General features: G+C 61.8%; 23 protein-coding genes and 2 pseudogenes. 22 read left to right on the plus strand and 3 right to left on the minus strand.

The window, feature by feature from the left end:
• The first annotated feature begins 89 nt into the window (after nt 1-89).
• The 11 genes and pseudogenes from BLT09_RS24385 (at nt 90) to BLT09_RS24430 (ending at nt 8,126) form a co-directional block, all read left to right on the plus strand.
• Nucleotides 90-1,100, plus strand: coding sequence for an ABC transporter permease (locus BLT09_RS24385; RefSeq protein ID WP_167366530.1), 1,011 nt, complete (start codon nt 90-92; stop codon nt 1,098-1,100).
• Nucleotides 1,101-1,109: 9 nt separating this feature from the next.
• Complete coding sequence (locus BLT09_RS24390) at nt 1,110-2,132, plus strand: ABC transporter permease (protein WP_091597747.1); 1,023 nt, start codon at nt 1,110-1,112, stop codon at nt 2,130-2,132.
• 58 nt (nt 2,133-2,190) lie between these two features.
• Nucleotides 2,191-2,985, plus strand: a complete 795-nt coding sequence (locus BLT09_RS24395; protein ID WP_091597750.1) for an ATP-binding cassette domain-containing protein — start codon at nt 2,191-2,193, stop codon at nt 2,983-2,985.
• 174 nt (nt 2,986-3,159) lie between these two features.
• Nucleotides 3,160-3,415, plus strand: a pseudogene (locus tag BLT09_RS35700) (Gfo/Idh/MocA family protein); the annotation flags it as partial.
• Nucleotides 3,416-3,559: 144 nt separating this feature from the next.
• Nucleotides 3,560-4,117 carry a Gfo/Idh/MocA family oxidoreductase gene (locus BLT09_RS35705; protein ID WP_329608816.1) on the plus strand — a complete coding sequence of 186 codons (558 nt, stop codon included), beginning with the start codon at nt 3,560-3,562 and terminating at the stop codon, nt 4,115-4,117.
• On the plus strand, nt 4,114-5,073 hold the full coding sequence (locus BLT09_RS24405; RefSeq protein WP_091597753.1) for a sugar phosphate isomerase/epimerase family protein: 960 nt from the start codon (nt 4,114-4,116) through the stop codon (nt 5,071-5,073). Before BLT09_RS35705 ends, BLT09_RS24405 begins: the two co-directional genes overlap by 4 nt.
• A gap of 11 nt (nt 5,074-5,084) precedes the next feature.
• A complete protein-coding gene (locus BLT09_RS24410) occupies nt 5,085-5,393 on the plus strand; it encodes a MocE family 2Fe-2S type ferredoxin (RefSeq protein ID WP_091597756.1) in 309 nt (102 codons plus the stop codon).
• A 5-nt stretch (nt 5,394-5,398) separates the two neighbouring features.
• Nucleotides 5,399-5,485: pseudogene (locus BLT09_RS35865) on the plus strand (hydroxypyruvate isomerase); the annotation flags it as partial.
• A 59-nt stretch (nt 5,486-5,544) separates the two neighbouring features.
• On the plus strand, nt 5,545-6,369 hold the full coding sequence (locus BLT09_RS24420; RefSeq protein WP_091597761.1) for a 3-methyl-2-oxobutanoate hydroxymethyltransferase: 825 nt from the start codon (nt 5,545-5,547) through the stop codon (nt 6,367-6,369).
• Nucleotides 6,370-6,374: 5 nt separating this feature from the next.
• The gene (locus BLT09_RS24425; protein WP_091597764.1) at nt 6,375-6,725 is read left to right on the plus strand and encodes a MurR/RpiR family transcriptional regulator; all 351 of its coding nucleotides are present in this window, start codon (nt 6,375-6,377) and stop codon (nt 6,723-6,725) included.
• Nucleotides 6,726-7,250: 525 nt separating this feature from the next.
• Nucleotides 7,251-8,126 carry a MurR/RpiR family transcriptional regulator gene (locus BLT09_RS24430; RefSeq protein ID WP_236473701.1) on the plus strand — a complete coding sequence of 292 codons (876 nt, stop codon included), beginning with the start codon at nt 7,251-7,253 and terminating at the stop codon, nt 8,124-8,126.
• A gap of 44 nt (nt 8,127-8,170) precedes the next feature.
• Here BLT09_RS24430 and BLT09_RS24435 read toward each other — a convergent pair whose 3' ends face one another.
• The 3 genes from BLT09_RS24435 to iolD all read right to left on the minus strand — a co-directional run bounded on the left by BLT09_RS24435 (nt 8,171) and on the right by iolD (nt 11,884).
• The gene (locus tag BLT09_RS24435; protein WP_091597770.1) at nt 8,171-9,004 is read right to left on the minus strand and encodes an SDR family oxidoreductase; all 834 of its coding nucleotides are present in this window, start codon (nt 9,002-9,004) and stop codon (nt 8,171-8,173) included.
• Between the two features lie 3 nt (nt 9,005-9,007).
• A complete protein-coding gene (iolE, locus tag BLT09_RS24440; RefSeq protein WP_091597773.1) occupies nt 9,008-9,907 on the minus strand; it encodes a myo-inosose-2 dehydratase in 900 nt (299 codons plus the stop codon).
• A gap of 129 nt (nt 9,908-10,036) precedes the next feature.
• Entirely contained in the window at nt 10,037-11,884 is a 1,848-nt protein-coding gene (gene iolD, locus BLT09_RS24445; RefSeq protein WP_091597776.1) for a 3D-(3,5/4)-trihydroxycyclohexane-1,2-dione acylhydrolase (decyclizing), read from the minus strand.
• Nucleotides 11,885-11,991: 107 nt separating this feature from the next.
• Between iolD and iolG the strand changes: the two genes are divergently transcribed.
• From iolG to BLT09_RS24500, 11 genes are all read left to right on the plus strand, one after another.
• Nucleotides 11,992-12,999 carry an inositol 2-dehydrogenase gene (gene iolG / locus BLT09_RS24450; protein WP_091597834.1) on the plus strand — a complete coding sequence of 336 codons (1,008 nt, stop codon included), beginning with the start codon at nt 11,992-11,994 and terminating at the stop codon, nt 12,997-12,999.
• Between the two features lie 3 nt (nt 13,000-13,002).
• A complete protein-coding gene (locus BLT09_RS24455) occupies nt 13,003-14,439 on the plus strand; it encodes an NAD-dependent succinate-semialdehyde dehydrogenase (protein ID WP_091597779.1) in 1,437 nt (478 codons plus the stop codon).
• Between the two features lie 10 nt (nt 14,440-14,449).
• Entirely contained in the window at nt 14,450-15,265 is an 816-nt protein-coding gene (locus BLT09_RS24460) for an HpcH/HpaI aldolase family protein (RefSeq protein WP_091597782.1), read from the plus strand.
• A complete protein-coding gene (locus BLT09_RS24465) occupies nt 15,265-16,230 on the plus strand; it encodes a hydroxyacid dehydrogenase (protein ID WP_091597785.1) in 966 nt (321 codons plus the stop codon). Before BLT09_RS24460 ends, BLT09_RS24465 begins: the two co-directional genes overlap by 1 nt.
• Nucleotides 16,220-17,344 (plus strand): Gfo/Idh/MocA family protein, encoded by a 1,125-nt coding sequence (locus BLT09_RS24470; RefSeq protein WP_091597788.1) that lies wholly within the window; start codon nt 16,220-16,222, stop codon nt 17,342-17,344. Before BLT09_RS24465 ends, BLT09_RS24470 begins: the two co-directional genes overlap by 11 nt.
• Nucleotides 17,345-17,483: 139 nt before the next feature.
• Nucleotides 17,484-18,224: an ATP-binding cassette domain-containing protein gene (locus BLT09_RS24475; protein WP_091597838.1), complete on the plus strand. Its 741-nt coding sequence runs from the start codon at nt 17,484-17,486 to the stop codon at nt 18,222-18,224.
• Nucleotides 18,214-19,317, plus strand: coding sequence for an ABC transporter permease (locus tag BLT09_RS24480; RefSeq protein WP_413468431.1), 1,104 nt, complete (start codon nt 18,214-18,216; stop codon nt 19,315-19,317). The genes BLT09_RS24475 and BLT09_RS24480 overlap by 11 nt, the downstream gene beginning before the upstream one ends.
• A 57-nt stretch (nt 19,318-19,374) precedes the next feature.
• Nucleotides 19,375-20,379 carry a substrate-binding domain-containing protein gene (locus BLT09_RS24485; RefSeq protein WP_091597843.1) on the plus strand — a complete coding sequence of 335 codons (1,005 nt, stop codon included), beginning with the start codon at nt 19,375-19,377 and terminating at the stop codon, nt 20,377-20,379.
• Between the two features lie 191 nt (nt 20,380-20,570).
• Complete coding sequence (locus BLT09_RS24490) at nt 20,571-21,647, plus strand: Gfo/Idh/MocA family protein (protein WP_091597791.1); 1,077 nt, start codon at nt 20,571-20,573, stop codon at nt 21,645-21,647.
• Nucleotides 21,648-22,141: 494 nt separating this feature from the next.
• Entirely contained in the window at nt 22,142-22,684 is a 543-nt protein-coding gene (locus BLT09_RS24495) for an NUDIX hydrolase (protein ID WP_236473702.1), read from the plus strand.
• A gap of 156 nt (nt 22,685-22,840) precedes the next feature.
• On the plus strand, nt 22,841-24,178 hold the full coding sequence (locus tag BLT09_RS24500) for a carboxylesterase family protein (protein ID WP_091597794.1): 1,338 nt from the start codon (nt 22,841-22,843) through the stop codon (nt 24,176-24,178).
• Nucleotides 24,179-24,664: the final 486 nt, after the last annotated feature.

The following is a 24,664-nucleotide window of genomic DNA, read 5'->3' on the forward strand; positions in this document are numbered from 1 at the left end:
TTCTACTTCCATAGCGACCGCCATCTTGGCGCTCGATAACTCGCGGATTACCCATGACGGCACATCCCGTGACATCCACCCCAACGCCGATGGCAAACCGCGGCCGTTCTGGACTGGCCCTGGGTCGTCTGGCGCGGCGGCCCGAGACGGGCTCGTTCCTGGGCATGGCCGCAGTCTTTCTGTTCTTCGCCATATTCGGAGGCAGTGGTTTTTTGTCAGCGGCCGGTACGGCCAGTTGGCTGAGCATCGCCTCCGAGATCGGCATCATCGCTCTGCCGATAGGGCTGCTGATGATCGCTGGTGAACTGGACATCTCGGTCGGCGCCGTGATTCCCGCGGCCTCTCTAACGGCCGTGATCGTATCCGGCTACTATGGCCTGCCTGATTGGCTCGGCATCACGGCCGCCCTTGGGCTCGGTCTCGCCATCGGCTTGATCAACGGCGTGTTCGTCACGCGAACCACGATCCCGTCCCTGATAATCACAATAGGAACGATGTTCGGCACAATGGGCCTGACGCTGGGCCTTACGGTGATGATCGCCGGCAGCACCGGTGTCTCGCTGGTGCCCGACGACCTCACGAAGACGCTTCTCGGCCAACATCTCGGGGGCATGTTCCAAGTGACGATTCTCTGGTGGCTCGTCTACATCGCCGCCCTTCTTTGGCTCCTCCACATCTCGCCCGTGGGCAACTGGATCTATGCACTCGGGGGCGACAAGGAGAGCGCGCGCAACGCGGGCATCCCCACCAAGCGGCTTACCATCGGCCTATTCATGCTTTCGGGGTTTTCCGCCGCGTTCGTCGGAGTCAGCCAGCTGATGGTCTACCAGAGCGCTCAGGTTCTGGCTGGGCAGTCCTTCATCTTCAATTCGATCATGTGCGTGGTCATCGGGGGCGTTCTGCTTACCGGCGGATTTGGCTCGGTCGTAGGTATCGTGTTCGGCACGATCACCTTCTCCATCGTAAACCAGGGCATCTACTTCACGAGTATCGATCCCAACATGGGAAGCGTCATCATCGGCGCGCTTCTCCTGATCGCCGTGCTCACCAACGACACCTTTCGGCAGCTGGCGCTCAGCTACTCATCGAAGAAGGCTTGAGGGACCGCCATGACTGAGGCAATCAAATCCTTGTTGCGCCGCCCGGAAGCCGGCTCGATCCTCAGCCTGATCGGGGTGGTGCTGTTCTTCGTGTTTTTCGGTGGCGTGGACCTGGGCACACTCCTTGGCGCGGCGAGCTGGGTGAATTTCGCCGCCAATCTCGGCATTGTCGCCATTCCGGTCGGTCTGCTGATGATCTCGGGTGAACTCGACATCTCCATCGGCGCATTGATCCCCGCGGGCTCTATGACCACCGCCATCCTTAGCGGCTACTATGACCTGCCCATCGCGGTGGGCATGGCCGGCGCCCTGGCGGTCGGCGTGGCGGTCGGCCTCGTCAATGGTTTGCTGACGATCCGCACCTCGGTGCCTTCGTTGATCATCACGCTCGCCACCCTGGTTGCGATGCAGGGCTTGGTGCTCAGTGGGTCCGTGTTGTTAACTGGCAACGCCAGCGTTGCCGTCACCGCTCCCGAATGGGCCAAATTCCTGTTCGGACAGCTTATCGGTGGAAGCCACCAGGTCATCATCGTCTGGTGGGTAGTGTTCGCTGTCATCATTGGCTTCGTGCTGCACAAGACCCGCTATGGCAATTGGCTGTTTGCAATGGGCGGCGATCGCGTCAGCGCCCGCAATGCAGGCATTCCGACAAACCGCATGACCATCGCACTGTTCGTGCTGTCCGCCGTTAGCGCCACATTCGTTGGCATGTGTCAGGCGATCCTGTTCAACTCGGCCCAGGTTTCCGGCGGAATGAACTTCATCTTCAACGCGATCGTGTCCGTGGTGGTCGGCGGCGTGCTGCTCACGGGAGGGTTCGGCTCGGTCATCGGCATCTTCGTCGGTACCATCACGTTCGCCATTGTCAGCCAGGGCATCTACTTCACCCAGATCGACCGGAACTGGTCGAACCTGATCATCGGCGTGATGCTTTTGACGGCGGTTCTGATGAATCAGGCATTCCGGGAACTGGCTCTGTCTTATTGGCGAGGTTCAAAACAAAGCGTGCCGAGGGCACCCATACAGCACTGAGCGATGCGGCTGCAGTTGCGATCAGCGACTGCTTGGAAGAACGAAAGATGCGACAATCATGAGCGAAAAACCGGCCATTCTCGAACTGAAAAATGTCAACAAGTCTTTCGGCCCGATCGACGTGTTGCATAACATCTCGCTGCAAATTCGCCGGGGTGAGGTCTTGTGTCTCCTCGGCGACAACGGCGCCGGGAAGTCCACTCTCATCAAGGTGTTGGCAGGCGTCCACAAGCCGACCAGCGGCGAGATCCTGATGGACGGAAAGACGGTCAGCTTCGACCGTCCGAGCGCTGCGCAGGAGCGGGGCATTGCCACCGTGCACCAGTTCGGCGGAACGTTCCCCTTAATGAGCATTGGCCGCTCCTTCTTCGTTGGGTTGGAGCCGACAAAGGGTTGGGGTCCGTTCAAGATCTACGACCGCAAGCGCGCCAACGAGATCGCGGTGAAAGCGGTGCGGGATTTCGGCATCACCCGTATCGACGACGGCGACCGGCTGGTCGGTGGCCTGTCAGGCGGGGAACGCCAGTCTTTGGCCATTGCCCGCGCCGTGCATTTCGGCGCTCGTGTTCTGATCCTCGATGAGCCGACGGCAGCGCTCGGCGTCAAGCAGGCAGGGCACGTGCTGCGCATCGTCAATGAAGCCAAGCGGCGCGGTCTCGCGGTCGTCTTCATCACCCACCAGGTGATGCACGCGATGGCGGTGGGAGACCATTTCGCCGTCCTCATTCGCGGTGCGATCGCCGCCGATTTCCGGAAGCGCGAGAAGACCCGCGAGGAGATCACCGACCTGATGGCCGGCGGTGAAACCATGGCTGACCTCGAGGCGGAAATCGAGCATGAATTGCATGCATGATCACAATGACAATGCGCCGTCTTTCGAGCTGGATCGGCGGGCGGCTCGATCGTTTTCCTCGGGAAACCTCTGCCGTCGACCGGCCCTGATGACCCTTGGCGCCACTAGCCACTTCACGTCGAACAAAGCAGAAGAAATATGACAATACGCATTGCGGTGATCGGTGCCGGTGTGATGGGCGCCGACCACGCCAGGATAGTGGCGGAAGACCTTCCCGGAGCAAGCCTTCAGCTGGTGTGCGACATGGATGAGGCGCGTGCCCGACACCTTTGGTGCGCTCGACATCTCCACCGATCCAGAAGGCGTTGTTGCGCGGAAGGACGTGGACGCAATCATCGTGGCGAGCCCTGACGCCACGCATGCGCCGCTGTCGAAGGCCTGCATTGCCGCCGGCAAGCGTGTCTTGTGCGAAAAACCCCTCTCGCAAGCGTCCGCTGACTGTATCGCGGTGATGGAGGCCGAACAGAAGGCGGGCGCGAAATTCGTCCAGCTTGGCTTCATGCGGCGTTACGATCGCTCCTACCAGGAGATGAAACGGGCGCTAGCAGACGGCCGCCTTGGCCGGCCCCTGATGATGCACAATTTTCACCGCAATGTCGAAACGCCGGCTGCAGATTTCACCGGCGCTATGGCTATCACCAATTCGGCTCCACACGAGTTCGATGTCGTGCGCTATGTGGTCTCGACGGAATATGCGTCGATCTCGGCCTTCCAGCCGAAACGCTCAGATGCCCGAGTCGCGCCTGTCTTCATGGTGCTGGAGACGGTCGATGGCCAGCTCGTCAACATCGAGATCAACAACAATGCCGCCTATGGTTACGATGTCCGCGCCGAGCTGATCGGCGAGCGGGGGACCGTTGCGATGAACAACGTCGCCTACACTCGCATCGATTCTGCGCTTGCACAGAGCACGAGCTACGACGCCGACTGGCGGACCCGCTATGCCGATGCCTACCGTCGGCAGAACCGCGACTTCCTACGCTTCGCCATGACTGGTGAGTTCCCGGCAACCGCTGCGAATTGCTGGGACGGTTATTGCGCCGCCGTCGTTGCCGAGGCGGGCGTGAAGGCGTTGCACGAGGGCCGCCGCGTACCCGTCCAAATGATCGCAAAGCCGGAGTTTTACAAGTGAAGCTGGGTTTCGTTTCAGACAGCCTCGGCAATCTGCCCTTCGAAACGATGCTGGATTATGCGAAGCGCATGGGTGTCTCCGGCGTCGAGGTAAACACCTGTGGTTGGTCCACCGCGCCGCATTTTCGGCTTTCGTCCATGCTGGGCAACAGGGAAGGCCAGAAGCGCTTCGTTGGCGCGTTCGAGGAGCGCGGGCTAGAAATCATCAGCCTCAACGCAAACGGCAATCCGCTACACCCGACCGACCCGGCCCAGGGCGAAGGGCTGAAAACCACTATTCGCGTCGCGGGCGAAATGGGCATCCGGACGGTCTGCACCATGAGCGGCCTCCCGGCCGGCAACGCTGCAGATACCATGCCTAACTGGGTCGTCTCGTCGTGGCCTCCGGAAACACAGGCCATTTTGAAATACCAGTGGGAAGAGAAGCTGATTCCCTTCTGGACCGAGATCGTGACGTTGGCTGAAGAGAACGGCGTGGAGCGCATCGCGCTTGAACTCCACGGCAACCAGTGTGTCTTCAACGTGCCCTCGCTGCTGAAGTTGCGACAGGTGGTCGGACCGGTCGTGGGGGCGAATCTGGACCCTTCGCATCTGTTCTGGATGGGTGCCGACCCGCTGGCAGCGGCCCAATCGTTGGGCGAGGCGGTTTATCACGTTCATGCCAAGGACACGATGCTCAACGCACCAGTGCAGGCGACGACATCTCTGCTCGAGAATGGCAGCCTGACGGATCTTCCGGCCCGGTCATGGAGCTACATCACGCTTGGCTTCGGCCATGGCGAGGAGTGGTGGCGGCAATTCTGCTATCGCCTCAAGATGGCCGGCTATGACGGCTGGCTTTCCATCGAGCATGAGGACGTGCTCCTGAACTCCCTGGAAGGACTCGAAAAGTCCCTGGCGCTACTGCAGGGGGTCATGCCGTCCGCCCCCGCCGACTACAAACCGCAAGCCATCTGAAGGAAGGTTCCATGCCTTGGATCGACGCCTGTGCCGCCGACGACATCGAAGCCGAGGAAGCCAAGCGCTTCGATCATGGCGGTCGCACCTTTGCGATCTTTCGAAATGATGCGGACGAATATTTCTGCACCGACGGGCTTTGCACGCACGAGAGTATTCACCTCGCTGACGGTCTCGTGATGGGGAATACAGTGGAGTGTCCTAAACACGCATCCGTCTTCGACTTCACGACTGGGGACGTAGAGACCCCGCCAGCTTGCCAGAATCTCAAGACGTACAAGACGAAGGTCGAAAATGGCCGCATCATGATCGAGACCTGAGCCATATGGACCAGCCGTTCCAGCTTGCAGCCTGCGCCGAGATGCTCTGGCGCGACCGCCCGATTACTTGGCGCGCCGAAATGAATTGGCCATTCATCGCCAAAGCGCCGTTTGACCTACAAGACTGCCTGATCCCCCGCGGAGGCTGATTATGGGCATGTATCACAACCGTCCTCATGTCGAAGACATCCGCAAGATGAAGAAGAGCGGACAGAAAATCTCCATGCTCTTCGTCAGCACCCCGGATGAGGCGGCTGCCGCAGCCGCCGCCGGCATCCATATGCTCTCCATCGAAGGTCGATATTTCGATCCGGAAATGCGCCAGGCAGCCGGCGATTGTTTCGTACAAGTCGGTTTGCCATATGGCAGCTATGGGAGTTTCGCGGGCCGCCCGCTCGCAACAGCGGAGGACTATCTGCGTGCAGCGTTCCACTTTGCCGGCATAGGCGGCGACGCCTTTTATTGTGCGGCGTCATACGAAGTCCAGAAGACGTTATGCGACAACTACATTCCTGTCGTTGGCCATATCGGCCTGGTGCCGTCTTATATCACCTGGACGGGTTGGCGCGCAGTCGGCAAGACCGCCGACGAAGCAGTGCGCATTTGGCGACACACCCAAAAGCTGGAGCAAATAGGAGTCTTCGGCGCGGAGCTGGAAGTCGTCCCAGATCGCGTCGCGAAATTCCTCACCGAAAACTCCTCGCTTGTCATGGTAGGCATGGGCGCTGGCAAATATGCCGATGCGCAGTACCTCTTCACAGAAGATGTTTGCGGTTACGGCAAGAACCATAAGCCGCGACACGGAAAAGTTTATCGAAACCTTGGCCCTGAGCTGGAGAAGATTCAGGACGAGCGCGTCGCTGCTTTTAAGGATTACAAGGCAGACGTCGATTCAGGCAGATATCCCGGTTACGAGCACACGGTTCCGATTGTGGATGCCGAGTTCGATATCTTCATGAAGATAGTTAAAGGCTGAGAACTATGTCTGTGGGCTCATCTTATCCCTCACGGACATGCGGTCGACAGCGCGTGCCAGTTGACAACCGACGAGCGCCATCGCTTGACGAGCTCAAAGCGCTGATTGCCAAAAGGGAACTGACACTTCCGGCGAAGTCGGAGGCTGTCGCCCGGGTGATATTTGCGGAGCCGGATTACGTGGCTTTCGAAAATGCCGCCGCAATCGCGCGCCGCTGCCATGTATCACCCGCGACCGTGTCCCGACTTGCATCGCGTCTCGGGTTCGGGTCGTTTGAGGAAATGCAGAGCAGCTTCCGAAATCATATTCTGCATCGATTCAAACTTCAGGCAGAACACGTGAAGGCGAACTGCTGAGAAGGACCATGGCATAACACGGGCAACATGTGGCGCTTGCCTGCTGCGGAACCATACGGAATGACACGGGAAGGTTCCTCGATATGTGCCAACGAAAAGGACAATGAAATCAATAATTTGAACAGGTTCCTCCGGGCCCACCAAAGCATACGGTTAAATATTTGATTCTATTCTATTTTTTCCTGCTTGCCCACAACGTGGACTCGAACCCCCTATATCCGCCGAACAGAACAGCACCTAATATCTGACAGTCCACCCAATGATGGATGGGGCAGTTCCCCTCTCTCTTCCGTTTCTGCGGTAAGGCGGCCGATGGGTGTCTTGAGGCGCCGTTTGCCGATGGCGCTTGCCAGAGCCGCGACGGGTCCGCGCCACCGCATCGCATGCGCTGCTACAGATTTGCTGCGCGGCGAAAACTAGCGAACCGCGAAGCTGAACTGTGCGCAGTACGAAGGCGACAACTCTCTGCTGGTCAAAAGCCTTCAAAGACGCCATCATGCAATAAAAATTGCGAGGATGTGCATCGTGGAACAGACGGTCGAAGCTCCCAAGGACTATGAGGATCTCATCCGCGTGATTCACGATCGGTACGGCGAGATGAGCAAGTCGTACCAGAAGATAGCGTTGTATCTCACCCAGAATCCGAATGACGTCGCGGTGCGATCGGTGAATGCGATCGGAGAGACCAGCGGCGTTCATGCATCGAGCTTCGTCCGCTTTGCTCAGGCACTGGGCTATGACGGTTTCAAGGAACTGCAAAGCCTGTTCCAGAAACGATTGTCGACTGCCGCGCCCGGTTTCGAAGCTCGCGTCAAGGCGCTGGAGACGGAACTGGGTGCGCGCACGGATCGCAGCGAGTTGGGATTCATGCACGACTTGGTCGTTCGCGACATTGCATCCCTAAAAGAAATGCTCACTGCTATCCAGCCTAAGGATTTGGCTGAAGCTGTGAGTCTGCTCGAGAAGGCCGACGTTATCTATCTGATCGGACAATTGCGCTCGGCGCCGGTGGTCGAACTCCTTCGTTATATACTGACCATGCTGGGCAAGCGTTGTGTGCTTCTGGACCCGGGCGGCGGGCTCGCCACGCATATGGCCCGCGCAATGCGAAAGGAGGATGTGCTGTTTGCGGTGTCGTTTCGCTTCTATGCAAATGAGGTCGTCAACGTCGTGGAAGAAGCGGCGGGAAGAGGAGTACCCATCGTGGCGATCTCGGACAGCACGCTGTCTCCCTTGGCCAAGAGCGCGCGCGTTCTCTTCGCCGTACCGGAGCACGAATACACTTTCTCGCGCTCGTTGGCGGCGCCCATGTGTCTTGCCCAGGCCTTAACCGTGGCCTTGGCGGCCAGACTTCAGAACAACACGATCAATCCCCGCATTCCAACGGTTACCGAGCGTTAGGGACTGCAAACCGCGCACGCTGGCGATCCGCCGGCCGTCGATTCTCAATCAGTGTCGGAAGGCGAGAGCGCCATCGCCTTTTCAGGCACGGCCATGGGGCCGGATGCGGCACCGAGGACTGTCTGGTCGTAATCCACCACCGCACCTGTCATGAGCCCGGCATCGTCCGAAACAAGGAAGTTTACCGCCTGCGCGACTTCGCGGGGGTCGATCAGGCGTCCGAAGGGCAGGTTCGCAACGGCTTTCGCTTCCCAATTGGGATCGCCCGTCTCACTCACCTGTAGCTCCCGCTCGTGATCAGACGCCATCCAGCCGACATCCAACTGGTTGACCCGGATGCGATTCTTCATGACGGAAAACGCTGTGTTGCGGGTCAGCGTTGCCAGCGCCGCCTTGGTGGCACAGTAGACGTTGATGAAGGGCTGGCCGGCATGTTCCGAGATCGAGCCGATGTTGCAGATCGCACCCTCAATGCCAGCGCGGATCATGTGCCTGATGGCCTCCTGCATGAGGAAATAAGGTCCGCGCACATTGACGGCGAACAGGGCGTCGAAGAGTTCGGGCGAAGTATCGAGGATGGTGCCACGGTCCGTGCGGGCACCTGCGTTCACCAGCACATGCATCTTGCCGTAAACGCGCTCGGCCTCCGCCATCACGCGTCGGCAATCCTCGACTTTGCCGAGATCGGCCTCGACGAAGTGGACGGGCACGCCGGTGTCGCGCGTGATCGCCTCGGCCACGGCACGGCCTTTGGCCTCATTGCGGCCGAGCGTCACGACGCCTGCAGCGCCGGCTTCCGCAAGCCGGCGCGCAATGGCCGCTCCCAACCCCTGCGTCGAACCGGTGACAACGCAGACCTTTCCATCCATGCGATTCATGCTTTAGCTCTCCACTGTGTAGCCCGCCGCGGCCATCACGCGCAGCAATTCCTTGTGCCCAATCTTCGCCATTTCGAGCGGCGGACTTTTGATGGGATCCTGCTCGGCTTCAACGACGAACCAGCCTTCGTAGCCGTGGCTTGCCAGGCGCTCGACGATCGCCTCGAAGTTCAGCGAGCCGTCACCAGGTACGGTGAAGGCTCCCTTGACCACCGAGTCGAGGAAACTTTCCCGGTTGCGGTCGAGCCCGTCCACGACCGCCTGGCGGATGTCCTTGGTGTGTACATGCGAGATGCGGGCGTGGTGCTTGTCGATCACCCGCAGCACGTCGCCGCCAGCAAAGGCCATGTGGCCGGCATCGTAGAGCAGCGGCAGTGCCGCGCCAGAATGCTTCATCAGCAGATCGACGTCCTGTTCGCTTTCGATCGGCGCGGCCATGTGGTGGTGGTAGGAAAGCGGCATGCCCTGATCCGCGCACCATTCGCCGAAAGTGGTGAGCTTGCGGCCGTAAGCCTTGATCTGATCCTCGTCGAGACGCGGGCGCATGGCCAGCGGCGTTTCGCGGTCGCCCTGGATGGTCCGACCCGTCTCGCCATAGGCAATGCAGGGCGCATCGGTCGCCTTGAACAGCTGCATCTGCGCGGCGATGCGGTCCTTCTCTTCATCGATGTCGCCGACCAGCAAGCGACCGGAGAACCAGCCGCCGCAGACGCTCATGCCATGCTGCCTCAGGATGGGCTCAAGCACCGCCGCGTCCATCGGGAAGCGGCGGCCAGTCTCCATGCCGGTGAAGCCAGCCTCACGGGCCTGCCGCAGGCACTCCTCCAGCGAAACGTCATCGCTCAATTCGGGGAGATCATCGTTCCACCAGGCGATCGGCGCGATGCCAAGCTTGGCTCTCATTTTCTTCTCCTATCATCATTCCAGCCGCTTCCGCCGACTGTTGGCGCCACGAAAAAATACTGCCGGAACAATGCTCAGGGAGTGTCGCATCGTTCCGGCAGAGGACGCCCCGAGGGGCGCCCGACAAACTCAGACACCTATGCGCTGCCGTTTGCGGCCTTCGGCTTGCACGGAATGGGCCTCGCGAACCTCGGCCCGATCGCTGACTTGCGGCACGCCGACGTCCCACCACGCATCACCGGGCGTCCAGGTAAAGGCGTCGGAGACGATGGTGACGACGGTGGTGCGGTCGGTGGTCTTCGCCCATTCGATCGCCTGGCCGAGATCGGCAAGGCTTTCGACACGCCGCGTGAGCGCCCCCATGGCTTCCGCGTGCTTGGCGAAGTCGACCGCAAAGGGCTCCTTCACCCGGCAGTCCTTGATGAGGTTGTTGAAAGAGGCGCCGCCTTTGGCATTTTGCAACCGGTTGATCACCGCATAGCCGCCATTGTCGCACACCACGAGGATCATCTTGTGGCCGGCGAGCACCGTGGAATAGATGTCGGAGTTCATCATCATGTACGTGCCGTCGCCGATCATGACGATCGGCGTGCGGGAGGGGTCGGCCATGGCGGCCCCCCAGCCGGCAGAGATTTCATAACCCATGCAGGAGAAGCCGAACTCGCAGTCGAAGGTGTTCGGCTCCTTCACCCGCCAGTTCTTCATCACTTCGCCGGGCAGTCCGCCGGCCGCGGTAATCAGCAGGTCACGCTCGCCCGCCTTGGCGTTCACCACGCCCACCACTTGCGCATAGGTCGGCACCGGCTCGTTGGTCGGCTTCTGGAAGCCGTCGAGCATCGTGTTCCATTTGGCGAATTCCATCTTGCCCTTGTCGGTCCAGGTTTTTTCTGCCTTCCAGTCGCCGAGAGCGGCTTCGAGTTCGCTCACCGTCTCCAGCGCATCGCCGACAACGGCAAGCGCCCGGTGCTTGGTGGCGTCCCAGCGTGCGGCGTTGATGGAGACGAATTTCGCGTCGGCGGAGAAGGCGCTCCAGGATCCGGTGGTGAAATCCATGAGCCGTGTGCCGACGGCGATGATCACGTCGGCTTCCGCGGCAAGTGCGTTGGCCGAGGTTGAGCCGACGATGCCGATCGGTCCGACATGCGCGGGGTGGTCGTGGGTGACCGCGCCCTTGCCTGCGATCGTCTCAGCCAGCGGTATCCCATGCTTCTCGGCGAAATCGCCGAGCGCCTTTTCGGCACCGGAGTAACGTACGCCGCCACCCGAAATGATCAGCGGCCGCTTGGCGCCTTTGAGGAGGCGTGTGGCGTCGGCGAGCTGGTTTCGATCGGGCCGAGGCCGAGGGATCGCATGTACGGTCGGCTCGAAGAAGGCTTCGGGATAATCCCAGGCGATCTCCTGCACATCCTGCGGCAGCGCGATGAAGGCGGGGCCGCAATCGGCCGGATCAAGCAGCACCGCGACCGCCTGCGGCAGCGACGAGATGATCTGCTCGGGGTGGACGATGCGGTCCCAGTACCGCGTGACCGCCTTGAAGGCATCATTGACGTTGATGGTCGGGTCGCCGAAATGCTCGACCTGCTGCATGACCGGATCGGGGCGGCGATTGACGAAGGTGTCGCCAGAAAGCAGCAGCACCGGCAGCCGGTTCGAATGAGCGACACCCGCTGCCGTCACCATGTTCAATGCCCCCGGACCGATCGAGGTGGCCGCCACCATGACCTGGCGCCGGCGCTTCGCCTTCGCAAAGCCGATCGCGGCGAGCGCCATCGACTGCTCGTTCTGGCCGCGCCAGGTCGGCAGCACGTCCTTCACCGCTTCCAGCGCTTCGGAAAGGCAGGTCACGTTGCCGTGCCCGAAGATGGCGAAGATCCCAGGAAACAGCGGAACTTTCTCGCCGTCAACGACCGTGAACTGGTTGCACAGATAGCGCACGAGCGCCTGTGCCATGGTCAGACGGACGGTGGCCCTGGTCATCTTTGTCTCCTCCCTAACGACGGTCTTTCCAACTCTATACGGAATGCCTATTGACAAATCAATATGTTTGCAACGATCATTGCAAAAATTCAAACCGGGAGGATTTCTTGCTCAGGATTGCTGTGCTCGGCTGTGGTCGGATCGGCAGGATGCATGCGGCAAACATCGCCGCGCATCCTCGTGCGGAACTGGCCACCGTCTATGACATCGACGAATCGTCCGCGGAGGCTGTCGCGGCGCGGCACGGCGTTCGCGCTTCGGCGTCCGCCGACGAGGTATTTGCCTCTGCGGATGTAGATGCGGTCCTTGTCGCGACGGTGACTGACACGCATGCCGACTACATCGAAAAGGCGGTTGCCGCTGGCAAACCCGTGCTCTGCGAGAAGCCGATCGATCTCAGCCTGGAAAGGGTGAACCGTTGTGCCGAAGCAATTTTGTCCAGGGGCGTGCCGGTCCAGATCGGCTTCAACCGGCGTTTCGATCTCGGTCACCGCGCGGCATGGAACGCCGCACGATCCGGCGAGATCGGCGAAGTGCACCAGGTCATCATCACCTCGCGTGATCCCGGCATGCCGCCACGCTCCTACTACGAGGTCGCGGGCGGGCTTTTTCGCGACATGACGATCCACGATTTCGATCTTGCCCGCTTCATGCTGGGAGAGGAGCCTGACGAGGTGTTTGCGATCGGCGGCCGGCTGATCGACCCGACGATGATGAAGGAACTGAACGACTACGACAGCGTCATGGTCGTCATGCGCACCGCCAGCGGGAAGCAGTGCCATATCAACAATTCCCGAACCTCGACCTATGGGTACGACCAGCGCGTCGAGTTGCTGGGCAGCACCGGCATGGTGATCAGCGGCAACAGGAAGCCTCATGAGTTGCGCCGCTACTCGGTCGCGCAAACCGAAGCCGCCACGCCGTTTTTGAATTTTTTCATTGAGCGCTACCGCGAAGCGTTCGATGCCGAGATCGATGCCTTCGTCACTTGCATCGAAAAGGGCGAGCCGCCGGAAGTTGGCTTCGAGGACGGGCGCCGCGCCCTGGTCCTGGCCGAGGCAGCGATGAAGTCGGCGGTCGAGGGCCGCTTCGTGAAGGTCAGCGAGATCGGTTGAGCCATGTACACGAACTACGGACTGTTCATCGACGGCAAGTGGCGCAAGGCGTCTGATGGTGGAACAGCACCCGTCATGAGTCCGGCGACGGAAAAGCCGCTGGGCGAGGTTCCCATCGCCACGCGCGCCGACACGGCAGAAGCGCTTAACAGCGCCGCCCGTGGGTTTTCCGCCTGGAAATCCAAGGGTGGTTTTGAGCGCGCGTCCGCCCTGCATGCCATCGCGGACGAGATGATCCGCCGCAAGGACGAGGCCGCACGGATGATCTCCAGCGAGACCGGCAAGCCTATTGCCCAGTCCGAGCGCGAGTGGGGGCTCGCGGTCGACCAGTTCCGCTGGTACGCCGAGGAGGCCCGCCGGATCTATGGGCGCGTCATTGAATCGCGCGTACCCGGCGGTCGGTTCGAAGTTCTGCACGAGCCTGTCGGGATCGCCGCCGCCTTCACCGCCTGGAACTTTCCGGCAGCACTGATTGCCCGCAAAGTGGCGCCGGCACTGGCGGCCGGTTGCTCGACGATCGTCCGGCCGTCAAGTCAGACGCCGGGGACGGCGATGCTGATGGTCGACTGCATCCGCGCCGGCAATCTTCCTGCCGGCACCGTCAGTCTGGTCGTTGGACCCACGAGCACGACCTATGCGCCGATCATGGCTTCGCCGGCGGTGCGCAAGGTGTCCCTCACCGGCTCGACGCGTGTCGGCCAGCAGATGATCCGCGATGCCGCCGACACCGTGAAGAAGGTGTCAATGGAGCTTGGCGGCAACGCGCCGCTAATCGTCTTCGACGACGCCGACCTAGACGCCGCGCTCAGCGTTTCCGTCCCGACCAAATACGCCAATGCCGGGCAGGTCTGCGTCACCCCGGACCGTTTCTTCGTCCACGAAAGCCTGCACGACGCTTTCGTGGAGGGCTTCGTTCAACGAGCCCAGGCGTTGAAACTGGGCGACGGGCTCGACCCCTCCGTGCAGATGGGGCCGCTGATCAATGCCGGCCGGCTGTCCGAGGTCGAAGACATCGTGTCGGACGCAGTGAAAGCAGGCGCTAAGCTGGTCGCGGGCGGGCATCGCGCCGCAGCGTTCAATGCCGGCCATTTTCACGAACCCACGGTCCTGACCGATGTTGCCGACGACATGCGGGTCTTTGCCGAGGAGAATTTCGGCCCGATCGCGGCGATCACCCGGTTTTCGTCGGACAATGAGGTTCTGGAGCGCGCGAACGCGTCACCGATGGGGCTTTCCGCCTACGCCTTCACGTCAAGCCCGAAACGCGCGCGCCGCACGGTGGCGGAGTTGAAGGCGGGCATGGTCGGCATAAACAGCTTCGCTCTCGCCGCATCGGAAGCCCCGTTCGGCGGCACGAATTATTCTGGAATGGGTCGCGAAGGCGGCAGCGAGGGGATCGGCGACTACCTCGACACCAAGCTTGCGCAGATCGTGTTCTGAGGAGGCCGCCTTGATCAAGAACGAGCTCAAGCAGATCTGGGCCGAAGGCCGACCCACGATCAACGGCTGGCTTTCGATCGGCAATCCATTCACCGCCGAGATCATGGCCGCACAGGGCTATGACAGCGTGAGCATCGACGTCCAGCACGGCGCACTCGACTATTCGATGCTGCTGCCGATGTTCCAGGCGATGCGCGCTTCGGGCGTCGTGCCGATGGCGCGCGTGCCGTGGCTGGAGCCGGGCATCATCATGAAGGTGCTGGACGCCGGCGCCTACGGCGTCATCTGCCCGATGGTCAACACGCCGCAACAGGCGGCCGAGTTCGTCAGCTACCTGCGCTATCCGCCCGCCGGCCAGCGCAGCTTCGGCCCGACGCGTGCCAACTTTTCGGCGGGCGCCAATTATGCGGCCGAGGCCAATGACGAGATCCTGGCCTTCGCCATGGTCGAGACCGCCGAGGCGATGCGCAATCTCGAGGCGATTGCCGCGACGCCAGGGCTCGACGGCATTTATGTCGGTCCCGCGGACCTGACCTTCAGCTTGCACCAGGGGCGTCTCGCACCGGCCTTCGACCGCGAGGAACCGGAGATGATCGAGGCGCTGCAAACGATCGTTGCGGCCTGCAAGAAGCATGGCAAACGCGCCGCGCTCCATTGCGGCACGGCCGACTACGCCGCACGTGCCATCGAATGGGGCTTCGACATGACCACCGTCTCGGGTGACTCCCGCCTGCTTGCCTCCGCCGCGCAGGCAAGTGTCGCTAGCTTCCGCGAATTGACGCGTGCGAAAGCCGTCTCGGTCGAAGCCGGCAAGGAAGGCTATTGATGCCCCACGTCCTGGTCGCCGGAAAGCTTCATCCAAGCGGCATCGAACTTCTCGATGCGTCGCCCGGCGTCACCTACGACTATGTCGAAGATGTCTCTGAGCCAAGCTACGCACCTCTGATCGGCAAGGCCGATGGTCTCGTCATTCGCACCCAGCCCTTGTCGGCTCCGACCGTCGCACGCGCCGAGAGGCTGAAGATCGTCTCGCGCCATGGCGTCGGCTACGACGCGGTGGATTTGCCCTCTCTCAACCAGCGCGGCATCGCCCTGGCTGTCGTCGGCGACGTTAATTCGGTGTCGGTGGCCGAGCACGCCATGATGCTGTTGCTGGCGGCAACCAAGCGGCTCATCCGTGCGGATCGTTCGGTCCGCGGCAGCGAATGGGGTTGGCGCAACCGGCTGGAGGCAAGCGAACTCGCAGGCAAGCGGCTGCTGATCCTCGGGTACGGCCGGATCGGCCGCCACCTGGCGCGCATGGCCGCGGCATTCGGTATGGATGTGCGCGCATACGATCCATTCCTTGAGAGGCAAGGCTGGCCGGAGGGGCCGGTCGCGCCGGTGAGCGACTTGCAAGCGGGTCTCGCCTGGGCCGATGCGATCTCCGTCAACGTACCCAAGGCCGAGCGCCCGGTGATCGGTCCCGTGGAACTCTCGGCGATGAAGCCGACTGCCGTTCTCATCAACACGGCGCGGGGCGGCGTCGTCGACGAGGCGGCGCTGATTGCGGCGCTGCGCGAGGGGCGCATCGCAGCGGCCGGTATCGACGTCTTCGACGATGAACCGCCTGCGGCGGACCATCCGCTCTTCGGCTTCGACCAGGTGATTCTGACCCCGCACATCGCCGGGCTCACCGCCGAGTGCGGCGAGCGCATGGCAATCTCGTCGGTGCAGAACGTGCTCGATTTTTTCGCCGGTCGGATCGACCCGGCGCTGGTGGTAAACGGAGCCGAGTTGAATGGCCGGTGAAAAACCTCAACTCAGAATCGGTCTGATCGGCACCGGCTTCATGGGCAGGACCCATGTGTTCGGCTTCGCCGCCGCGCAGCGAGTCTTTGATCTTCCCTATGAGCTGGTTCTTCACACCGTCGCGGACAGGACCGAAGAGCTCGCGGCGCAGGCGGCGCAGACCTTGGGTTTCGCGCGGGCGAGCGGGGACTGGACGCGTCTGGTCGAGGACCCTGAGATCGACGTGATCGACATCACGGCGCCGAATGCCTTCCACAAGGAGATGGCGCTCGGGGCAATCGCCGCTGGCAAGCACGTCTATTGCGAGAAGCCGCTGGCGCCGCTTGCGGCGGATGCCCGGCAGATGGCCGACGCGGCGGAAGCGGCCGGCGTCAGGACGCAGGTCGGTTTCAACTATCTCTGCAACCCGCTGCTCGCGCTGGCGCGGGAGATGATCCGCGCGGGTGAGTTGGGCGAGATCCGCAGCTATCGCGGCATCCACGCCGAGGACTACATGGCGGACGCGGACAGCCCGTTCACGTTCCGGCATGATCCCGCTGGCGGGGGCGCGTTGGCTGATCTGGGCAGCCATGCGCTGGCCACGGCCGAGTTTCTGCTCGGCCCAGTGGAACAGGTCGTCGGCGATACCGTCACCGTCATCGCCAGCCGTCCAGACGGCGGGGGTCGGCACCGAGCTGTAGAGGTCGACGACATCGGCCGCGCATTTCTGCGTTTTGCCAACGGGGCGTCAGGCAGCATCGAAGCGAGTTGGGTCGCAACCGGCCGCAAGATGCAGCACGATTTCGAGGTTTACGGCACCAAGGGGGCGCTCTTCTTCAGCCAGGAGCGCTTCAACGAGCTGCATTTCTACAGCACCGCCGATCCCGCCGGCCGGCGCGGCTTTCGGCGGATCGAGGCCGGCCCGGATCACGACCCCTATGGACTCTTCTGCGTCGCACCGGGCCACCAGCTCGGCTTCAACGATCTGAAGGCTATCGAGGTGGCGCGGTTCGTCTATGCGATCGCCGGGAAGCGAGACGAGCCTTTCGGCTTCCGGGCCGGCCAACGCATCCAGGAACTGGTGGAGGCAATTCAGGCTTCGGCTCGGGAGAGCAAGTGGCTGAGGACAGGCTGATGCGAGGCAGAAACTTGATCTCGCATCCCGACGCGTTCGAAATAACAGTTGCATGTTTGATTGTATTGCAATAAATATTGCAACAAGAGAGAGGCACGTCGGCCGAGTGCTCAAGCCGATGTCGCATAGGGAGGAGAGCGTGTCTGTACTAGACGTGCGAAGCGTCTCGAAAAGCTTCGGTGCTATCCGCGCCTTGTCGGATGTCAGCTTCACGGTTGCTGCCGGCGAGGTGGTTGGCCTGATGGGCGACAACGGCGCCGGCAAGTCGACCATGGTGAAGCTGATTGCGGGGAACTTCCCGCCCTCCGACGGCGAGATCGCGGTCGATGGCGAGGTCTGCCATTTCCACAAGCCGATCGAGGCACGGGGCGCAGGGATCGAGGTCGTCTATCAGGACCTGGCCTTGGCCGACAATCTGACTGCCGCCCAAAATGTCTTTCTCGGCCGCGAGATGAAGAAGGGGTTTTGGCCGTTGCGCGTGCTCGACAAGCAGGCGATGATCAACCGCTCGGCAAAACTGTTCGCAGAGTTGAAGTCGGAGACGCGGCCGCGGGATCTGGTCAAAAAAATGTCAGGCGGCCAGCGGCAGGCGGTCGCCATTGCCCGCACCCGGCTCTCCAACGCCAAGCTGGTGCTGATGGATGAGCCGACCGCGGCGATTTCGGTCCGCCAGGTAGCCGAGGTGCTGGAGCTGATCCGGCGGCTCAAATCGCAGAGTGTGTCGGTGATGCTGATCAGCCACCGCATGCCGGATGTGTTCGCCGTCTGCGACCGCATCATCGTGATGAGACGCGGCTCGAAAGTGGCCGACAAGGCGACGGAGAATACATCGCCGGAGGAGATCACCGGCCTGATTACAGGAGCGATCCGTGACGCATAGCCAGACTGACACGCTGAAGGAAGGCCATGCGTCGATCGGCGATGTGGTCGGCATGAGAGAGCAGACCGTTTTCCAGAAGATGATCGCCAGCCAGGCTTTCTGGGTCGCGATCGCGCTCTTCGTGTTGGTGGTCTTCATGACGTGGCTGGAGCCCAGCTTCGGCACGGTCGCCAACGTCACCAACATCACCCGCAATTTTGCACCTATCGCCATTATGGGGCTGGGCATGACGGTGGTGCTGATCACCGGCGGCATCGATCTCTCGGTCGGCTCGGTGATGGGGCTGGTCGCCATCGTCGCCGGGCTGCTGCTCACCTGGCACCAGCCTTGGTACGTGGCGTTTGGCGCGGGTCTGCTCGCGGGCATGGCCTGTGGAGCCTTCAACGGTTTCTTCGTCGCCTATATCGGCATGCCGTCCTTTGTGGTGACGCTAGGCATGCTGTCGATCGCGCGTTCGGCGGCGGTCGTGCTGTCCGGCAACCAGATGCTCTACCAGTTCGGACCCGATGCGCCGATCGTCAAGGCAATCGGCCAGGCCAAATGGCCGCGGCACACGCCGGACGGCTGGGTGCCGCATTGGATCCCGGAGCTGTCCTCGCATTTCTGGGTGATGGTGATCCTCGCACTCATCGTCGGCTTCGTCTTCATCTTCACCGCGTGGGCCCGTCACCTTTTTGCGATCGGCGGCAATGAACACGCCGCGCGCCTGACCGGCGTGCCGGTCGATCGGGTCAAGTTCCAGGCGTACGTCTTTTCGGCCTTCTGTGCTGCCGTCGCCTCACTTCTGCTGCTCGGCTACAGCGGCTCGGCGATCAACGCCATGGGAACCGGATACGAGCTTCGCGTCATCGCCGGCACCGTCATCGGCGGCGCCAACCTCATGGGCGGCTACGGCACCGCGTTCGGCGCGGTGATCGGCTCGGCCTTCCTAGAAGTCATCCGCAACGCACTGCTGATGGCCGGAATCGATTCCAATTGGCAGGGCGCCTTTGTCGGGGCCTTCATCATTCTTGCCGTGCTTCTCGGCATGCAGACCTCGGGCAAGTCGCTGCGGGCGACACTGGAGGGTATGTTTACCTGGAAGCGCAAATAGAATCCGGCGGCCGCAAGCCGTCGGGATAGTGGACGTCAAAACAAAGTGGAGGAACAGGTGAAAAAAAATATTCTGACGGCGGCGGTGGCGTTTTCCGCGCTGATGGCGGGGCAGGCCTACGCCCAGGAGAAATACACTTTCGCGCTAGTGCCGAAGAACATGAATAATCCCTTCTTCGACCAGGCCCGCGACGGCTGCAAGAAGGCGGAATCGGAAGCCAACGGCGCCTTCGAATGCATGTATATCGGCCCCGGCGAGCATGGCGGCGGCGAGGACCAGGTGCAGATCGTGCAGGATCTGGTCGTCAAGAAGGTCGACGGCATCGCCGTCGCCCCGTCCAACGCGGCGGCAATGGCCGTCGCGCTTCAGGCCGCCAAGGATGCGGGCATTCCCGTGCTTACCTGGGACTCGGACGTGCTACCGGAGAACAAGGACCTGCGCGTCGCCTATATCGGCACGCACAATTACGAGATCGGCGTCAACCTCGCCAAGATCGTGCAGACCATTAAGCCGAAGGGCGGCACCATCTGCATCCAGTCGGGCGGAGCTGCGGCGGCCAACCACAACGAGCGCATGAAGGGCATACGCGATACGCTGGCCGGCAAGGAGTCGGCCGCCTCGCCGGGTGATGCCCTGACCGGCCAGAACGGCTGGACGGAAGCACCGGGCTGCCCGCTCTATACCAACGACGACTTCGCTCTGTCGGTTCAGCAGTTCCAGGACTTCATGGCGAAGACGCCAAACCTCGACGCCTTTGTCCCGACAGGCGGCTTTCCGCAATTCATACCGGATGCCAATCGCGCTGCGGTCGAGCCGTACAAGGATAAGATCGCCAAGAAGGAGCTGGCGCTGGTCGTCGCCGACACGCTGCCGGTGCAGATGGACCAGATGAAGGAAGGTCTGTCGCTCGGCCAGGTCGGACAGCGGCCGTTCGAGATGGGCTACAAGACAATGCTGGCGCTGAAGGACATGAAGGACGGCAAGCCGGCGCCGGCCGACCCGACCTACACCGGCCTCGACGTCTGCACGCCCGAAACCGCCGACACCTGCATCGCAAAGTAGGCGAGGCGCGCAACTCTGCGGCGGGCGAGAGGAGACTCTCGCCCGCCTTTGCCCCTGTGAGCGACAACAAATCCGTCTTGTGACTGGCTCAAAATCGACCGCTGCCGTCAGGGCCTCAGAGAAGATTCCGTTGGTCACGGCATGGCAATTTGAAGACGAGTTCCGCGAGTGATCCCATTCGGGAGGACCAATTGAGAAAGATACGATACGCCGTTGTGGGCGCGGGCTGGATTGCACAGGAAGCCTTCATGCCCGGTGTGTCCCAGACCGGAAACTCGACAATGACGGCGATCGTCAGCGGATCGGCCAAAAACGCCGCGAAGCTCGCCGAATTCTACGGCGTGGAACATGTCTTCAGCTACGAGCAGTACGATCAGATGCTCGCATCGGACGTCGCCGATGCGGTCTACGTGGCATTGCCGAACTCCTTGCATGCCGACTATGCGATCCGAGCCCTGAGAGCCGGCAAGCACGCGCTCGTTGAGAAGCCGCTGGCCACGACCGAGGCAGAATGCGAGGCGATGATCGCCGCCGCCAATGAGAGCGGCGCCTACCTGATGACCGCGTATCGGCTGCACAACGAGCCCGGCACAGTTGAACTGCTGGAGCGCATCCGCAGCGGCGAGATCGGCGATCCCCGCATTTTTGCCGCGGTCTTCTCCTTCGTGGCATCGCCTGACAATCACCGACTCAAGGCCGCCTATTGGGGCGGTCCCTTGCAGGACATCGGCGTCTACTGCCTGAATGCCGCGCGTCATATCTTTGCGGCCGAGCCGATCGAGGCAGTCGCTGTAAAGAGCTTCGGCAACGGCAGCGCCGTCGTCGGGGAGGTCGAGGAGAGCATTGCCGTGACGCTGCGCTTCCCCGAGGGCCGGCTTGCGCAGTTCATTGCCAGCTTCGGCTCGGATAGTTCGGATTTTTACCACGTGGGCGGAACGAAGGGGAGCGTAACGGCCGACCCGGGCTTCCGTTTCGAGACTGCCGTGCGCATGAAGTTTCGGCAGGGCGACATCGGCACCGAAAAGACCTTCCCGCAGACCGACCATTTCGCCGGACAGACCGCGTACTTCTCCGACTGCATCCTGAATGCCCAACCGCCTGAACCGGATGGGGGAGAGGGGCTTGCTGACGTGCGTGCCCTGCTTGCCATCGAGCGGGCCGCCAGCACAGGCCAGCCTCAGAAGATAGACACGCCGGCCAGGCAGATCCATCCTACTGCGGATATGATCCGCGTCTTGCCGACAACGGACCTACGGCTGCTTCTCTGACGCGCTTTCGTCTCGCAGAACCGGCCAAGACACACTGCGAGAAGCGTTGCCCCCGGTCTGGCGACCACATAGCCCAAGCGAAATCGGCGCAAAACGAACGGCTGATCATCGTGCCTGATAGCGAGCACTATGTTCCGATGGAGCAACCTGAAAGTACGCATTCGGTGGAGGCCGCCTTACTCGAGGCGGCGCCGAGTCTCGCCTTCACCGTGCAAGGCATCGAAGCCGCCCACGAAATCATCGAAAATCGTCTCGATCGTGCTACTCAAATGGGCGTAAGACCGCATAGGCCGCGGTCCTCACCCGACAACTACCTTTCGCGTGGTATCCGGATGATTTGTCCGCTAAGGGCCTGAAACATGACTCGCAAGATGCTAGACACCATACTGCCGTGGCAGGTTGTCACCAGCTCGGTCACTTATGAGGATCGGTGGCTACGCATCCGCAGTGATCACTGCCTCACTCCCCGCGGCGTTCACGTGAACCCGTAACATGTGATCGAATATCCCGACTGGGTTAACGTGGTCGCGTTGGCTCGCGAAACTCTTCAACTGGTCCTCGTGAGAGAGTATCGGCACGGGAGACGGGAGGTTGTCACCGGACTGGTGAGCGGCACCGTCGAGCCTAGCGATGCCGCGGGAGCGACCGACCCAGCTGAATCAGCCGCCCGCCGCGAGTTGTGCGAGGAGACAGGGTACAGTGCCGGTGAGCTCAAGAGACTCCTCGTCTCATATCCAAACCCGGCGAACCAGAACAACCTCGTCATCTCATACCTCGCGCTGGACGTCGTGCTAGGCGGAGACCGATTGCTCGACGCCTCCGAAGACATAGAGGTCGTGCTCGCTGGGTTACCGGGGGTAATGCTGCGCCTTCGGAGCGGCGAGCTGCGCATGCAGGCGATGCACGTTGCTGCCCTTTGGTCTGCGTGCGCGCACATAATCGGAAGCGACAACCTGACCGCCGCGGCCGTAGCACTGCGCGAGAAGCTTGTGGCGGCTGGGCGTGACCTAAGCGACACTGAAATATCAGGCGACTAGTCTGCTTGTGCCGAAAACAGACGTACAGGCAACGGCATTTCGAATTCTCCTCGGTGGGCCGGGCGGGATAGTGATCAGAACTATGTCTGCGCTATAGCCCTCCAAAATGGCATCTGATGAAATGCCGAACTCGTGGACGCGATACAGGATTATGGAATGCGCTCTCGCCGGGAATTTCTAATCGTGGGTGCCGGAGCGCTGCTATCGATCAACCTGCCGGCCGATGCGCAGGAGCGAACTGGCCACGCGCTGGGCGCGACGGCGGTCACGCAGGTGTTCGGCGACGGCGTCAGACTGACGGCGGTCGCCGTCGAATATCACGAACCGATCGCCGCCGGCGGCCTCTCCCCCTCGGCCTTCACGGTCGAAGGCCGGACCGTCACCGATGTTTTCGCCAGCACCTCGGCCGATCCGGCCGATCGCGTGGATGCAGGCCGTTTCGTCATCGTCGCCTTGGCACCAGAGGACGAAGGCGCCCTTCTTGCGGAACGGGTGCAGGCGCAGGGTGGCGGCGGTGAAGGCGGACCTCCCGCCGGCGGCGGCCCCGGTCAGGCGGGCGACATTCCGACCTACGATACGGTCTACAGGGATGCCGAAGCGCGTGTGGGTCAGACCGGCACCGTCACGACGCTCGACGGCGATGCGGTGGCCGCAAGCGACGAGATGCTGGCGACGAGCGACACGCTGAACCTCGTTGTCGACGATTTCCGGCAACTGGAATTCAACGATCCCGAGACAGGCGATCTGCTGCGCTACAACCTGTTCGTCCCGAAGGATTACGACGCGAGCCGGTCCTATCCGCTGGTGCTGTTCATGCACGATGCGGGCACGACCAGCGACGTGACGCGCACCACCCTGTACCAGGGGCTGGGTGCGGTGATCTGGGCGAACCCGCAGGATCAGGCGGAACGCCCGTGCTTCGTGCTCGCTCCGCAATATGCCGAGATCATCGCCGACGACGATTCCCGAACCTCCAGCATGATGGAGACCACCATCCATCTCGTCGAGGCGCTGGCGCAGGAATACGCCATCGACCGCGACCGGCTCTACGTGACAGGACAATCGGGCGGCTGCATGATGTCGATCGCCATGGACATCGCCTATCCCGGCCTCTTCGCCGCTTCCTTCCTCGTCGCCGGGCAATGGGACCCGGCGTTGGTCGCGCCGCTGGCGCGGCAGAAGCTCTTCATCGTGGTCTCGCAGGACGACGCCAAGGCGTGGCCGGGGCAGAGCGCCATCACCGAGGTCCTGGAGCAGGAAGGCGCCAGTGTTAGCCGTGCCGTCTGGGACACGCAGTGGAGCGCGGAAGAGTTCCACGCGGCGTTCGACGAGATCGACGCGAAGGGCAGCCCGATCAACTATGTCGCCTTTCGTGAAGGCACCGTCATACCCGAGGGAGAGTCAACTGCCGGGGGAAGCGGGCACCGCAACACTTGGCGCGTCGCCTACACGATCCAGCCTGTCCGCGAATGGATCTTTCGCCAGCACAGGTGAATCATGGCGCGCAACCGGCGGCGTTCGGCGGGGCTATCGCGGCGGCCGATATCTCTCTGATCGAGCGCTGCGGCACACTCGGGCGCTCATATTGCCGAGTTGGAACGGCGGGCGACCGAGCCGAAATTGCCGTCTCAAGTGCCTCCGCGATGCCGTCGAGGCAGGCGTAGCCGAGTGGAATTCGAACGTCTATGTGAGGCAACTTCGCTGCCTGCTAATCAAGCCAAGTAGCCGTTCGATCACAGCATCGAATGACTGCTCCGTCCGCGAAGAACGCATTGGTGTCACCAATTTCACGCGTATGGCGGTGGCGGAACCATACGAGACAATACGGGAAGACTTGCGATTCAGGCCCACGAAAAAAGCAATGAAATCAATAGTTTGAATACGCCCTCCGGGCCTACCAAAATCTTTTAATATCAATGACTTATGTCAAACTTCGCGCTGAAGTGGGCCAATCGAGCTTCGCTTTCCCCGCAGCATTCA

It is taken from the genome of Mesorhizobium muleiense (genome assembly GCF_900099905.1).
Taxonomy (GTDB): domain Bacteria; phylum Pseudomonadota; class Alphaproteobacteria; order Rhizobiales; family Rhizobiaceae; genus Mesorhizobium; species Mesorhizobium muleiense.

Bases quoted from the DNA above. Each gene is read 5' to 3' on its own strand.
- BLT09_RS24385 (WP_167366530.1), top strand. From the start codon at position 90: ATGGCAAACCGCGGCCGTTCTGGACTGGCCCTGGGTCGTCTGGCGCGG.
- BLT09_RS24390 (WP_091597747.1), top strand. From the start codon at position 1,110: ATGACTGAGGCAATCAAATCCTTGTTGCGCCGCCCGGAAGCCGGCTCG.
- BLT09_RS24395 (WP_091597750.1), top strand. From the start codon at position 2,191: ATGAGCGAAAAACCGGCCATTCTCGAACTGAAAAATGTCAACAAGTCT.
- BLT09_RS35705 (WP_329608816.1), top strand. From the start codon at position 3,560: ATGCACAATTTTCACCGCAATGTCGAAACGCCGGCTGCAGATTTCACC.
- BLT09_RS24410 (WP_091597756.1), top strand. From the start codon at position 5,085: ATGCCTTGGATCGACGCCTGTGCCGCCGACGACATCGAAGCCGAGGAA.
- BLT09_RS24420 (WP_091597761.1), top strand. From the start codon at position 5,545: ATGGGCATGTATCACAACCGTCCTCATGTCGAAGACATCCGCAAGATG.
- BLT09_RS24425 (WP_091597764.1), top strand. From the start codon at position 6,375: ATGTCTGTGGGCTCATCTTATCCCTCACGGACATGCGGTCGACAGCGC.
- BLT09_RS24435 (WP_091597770.1), bottom strand. From the start codon at position 9,004: ATGAATCGCATGGATGGAAAGGTCTGCGTTGTCACCGGTTCGACGCAG.
- iolE (WP_091597773.1), bottom strand. From the start codon at position 9,907: ATGAGAGCCAAGCTTGGCATCGCGCCGATCGCCTGGTGGAACGATGAT.
- iolD (WP_091597776.1), bottom strand. From the start codon at position 11,884: ATGACCAGGGCCACCGTCCGTCTGACCATGGCACAGGCGCTCGTGCGC.
- BLT09_RS24455 (WP_091597779.1), top strand. From the start codon at position 13,003: ATGTACACGAACTACGGACTGTTCATCGACGGCAAGTGGCGCAAGGCG.
- BLT09_RS24465 (WP_091597785.1), top strand. From the start codon at position 15,265: ATGCCCCACGTCCTGGTCGCCGGAAAGCTTCATCCAAGCGGCATCGAA.
- BLT09_RS24470 (WP_091597788.1), top strand. From the start codon at position 16,220: ATGGCCGGTGAAAAACCTCAACTCAGAATCGGTCTGATCGGCACCGGC.
- BLT09_RS24500 (WP_091597794.1), top strand. From the start codon at position 22,841: ATGCGCTCTCGCCGGGAATTTCTAATCGTGGGTGCCGGAGCGCTGCTA.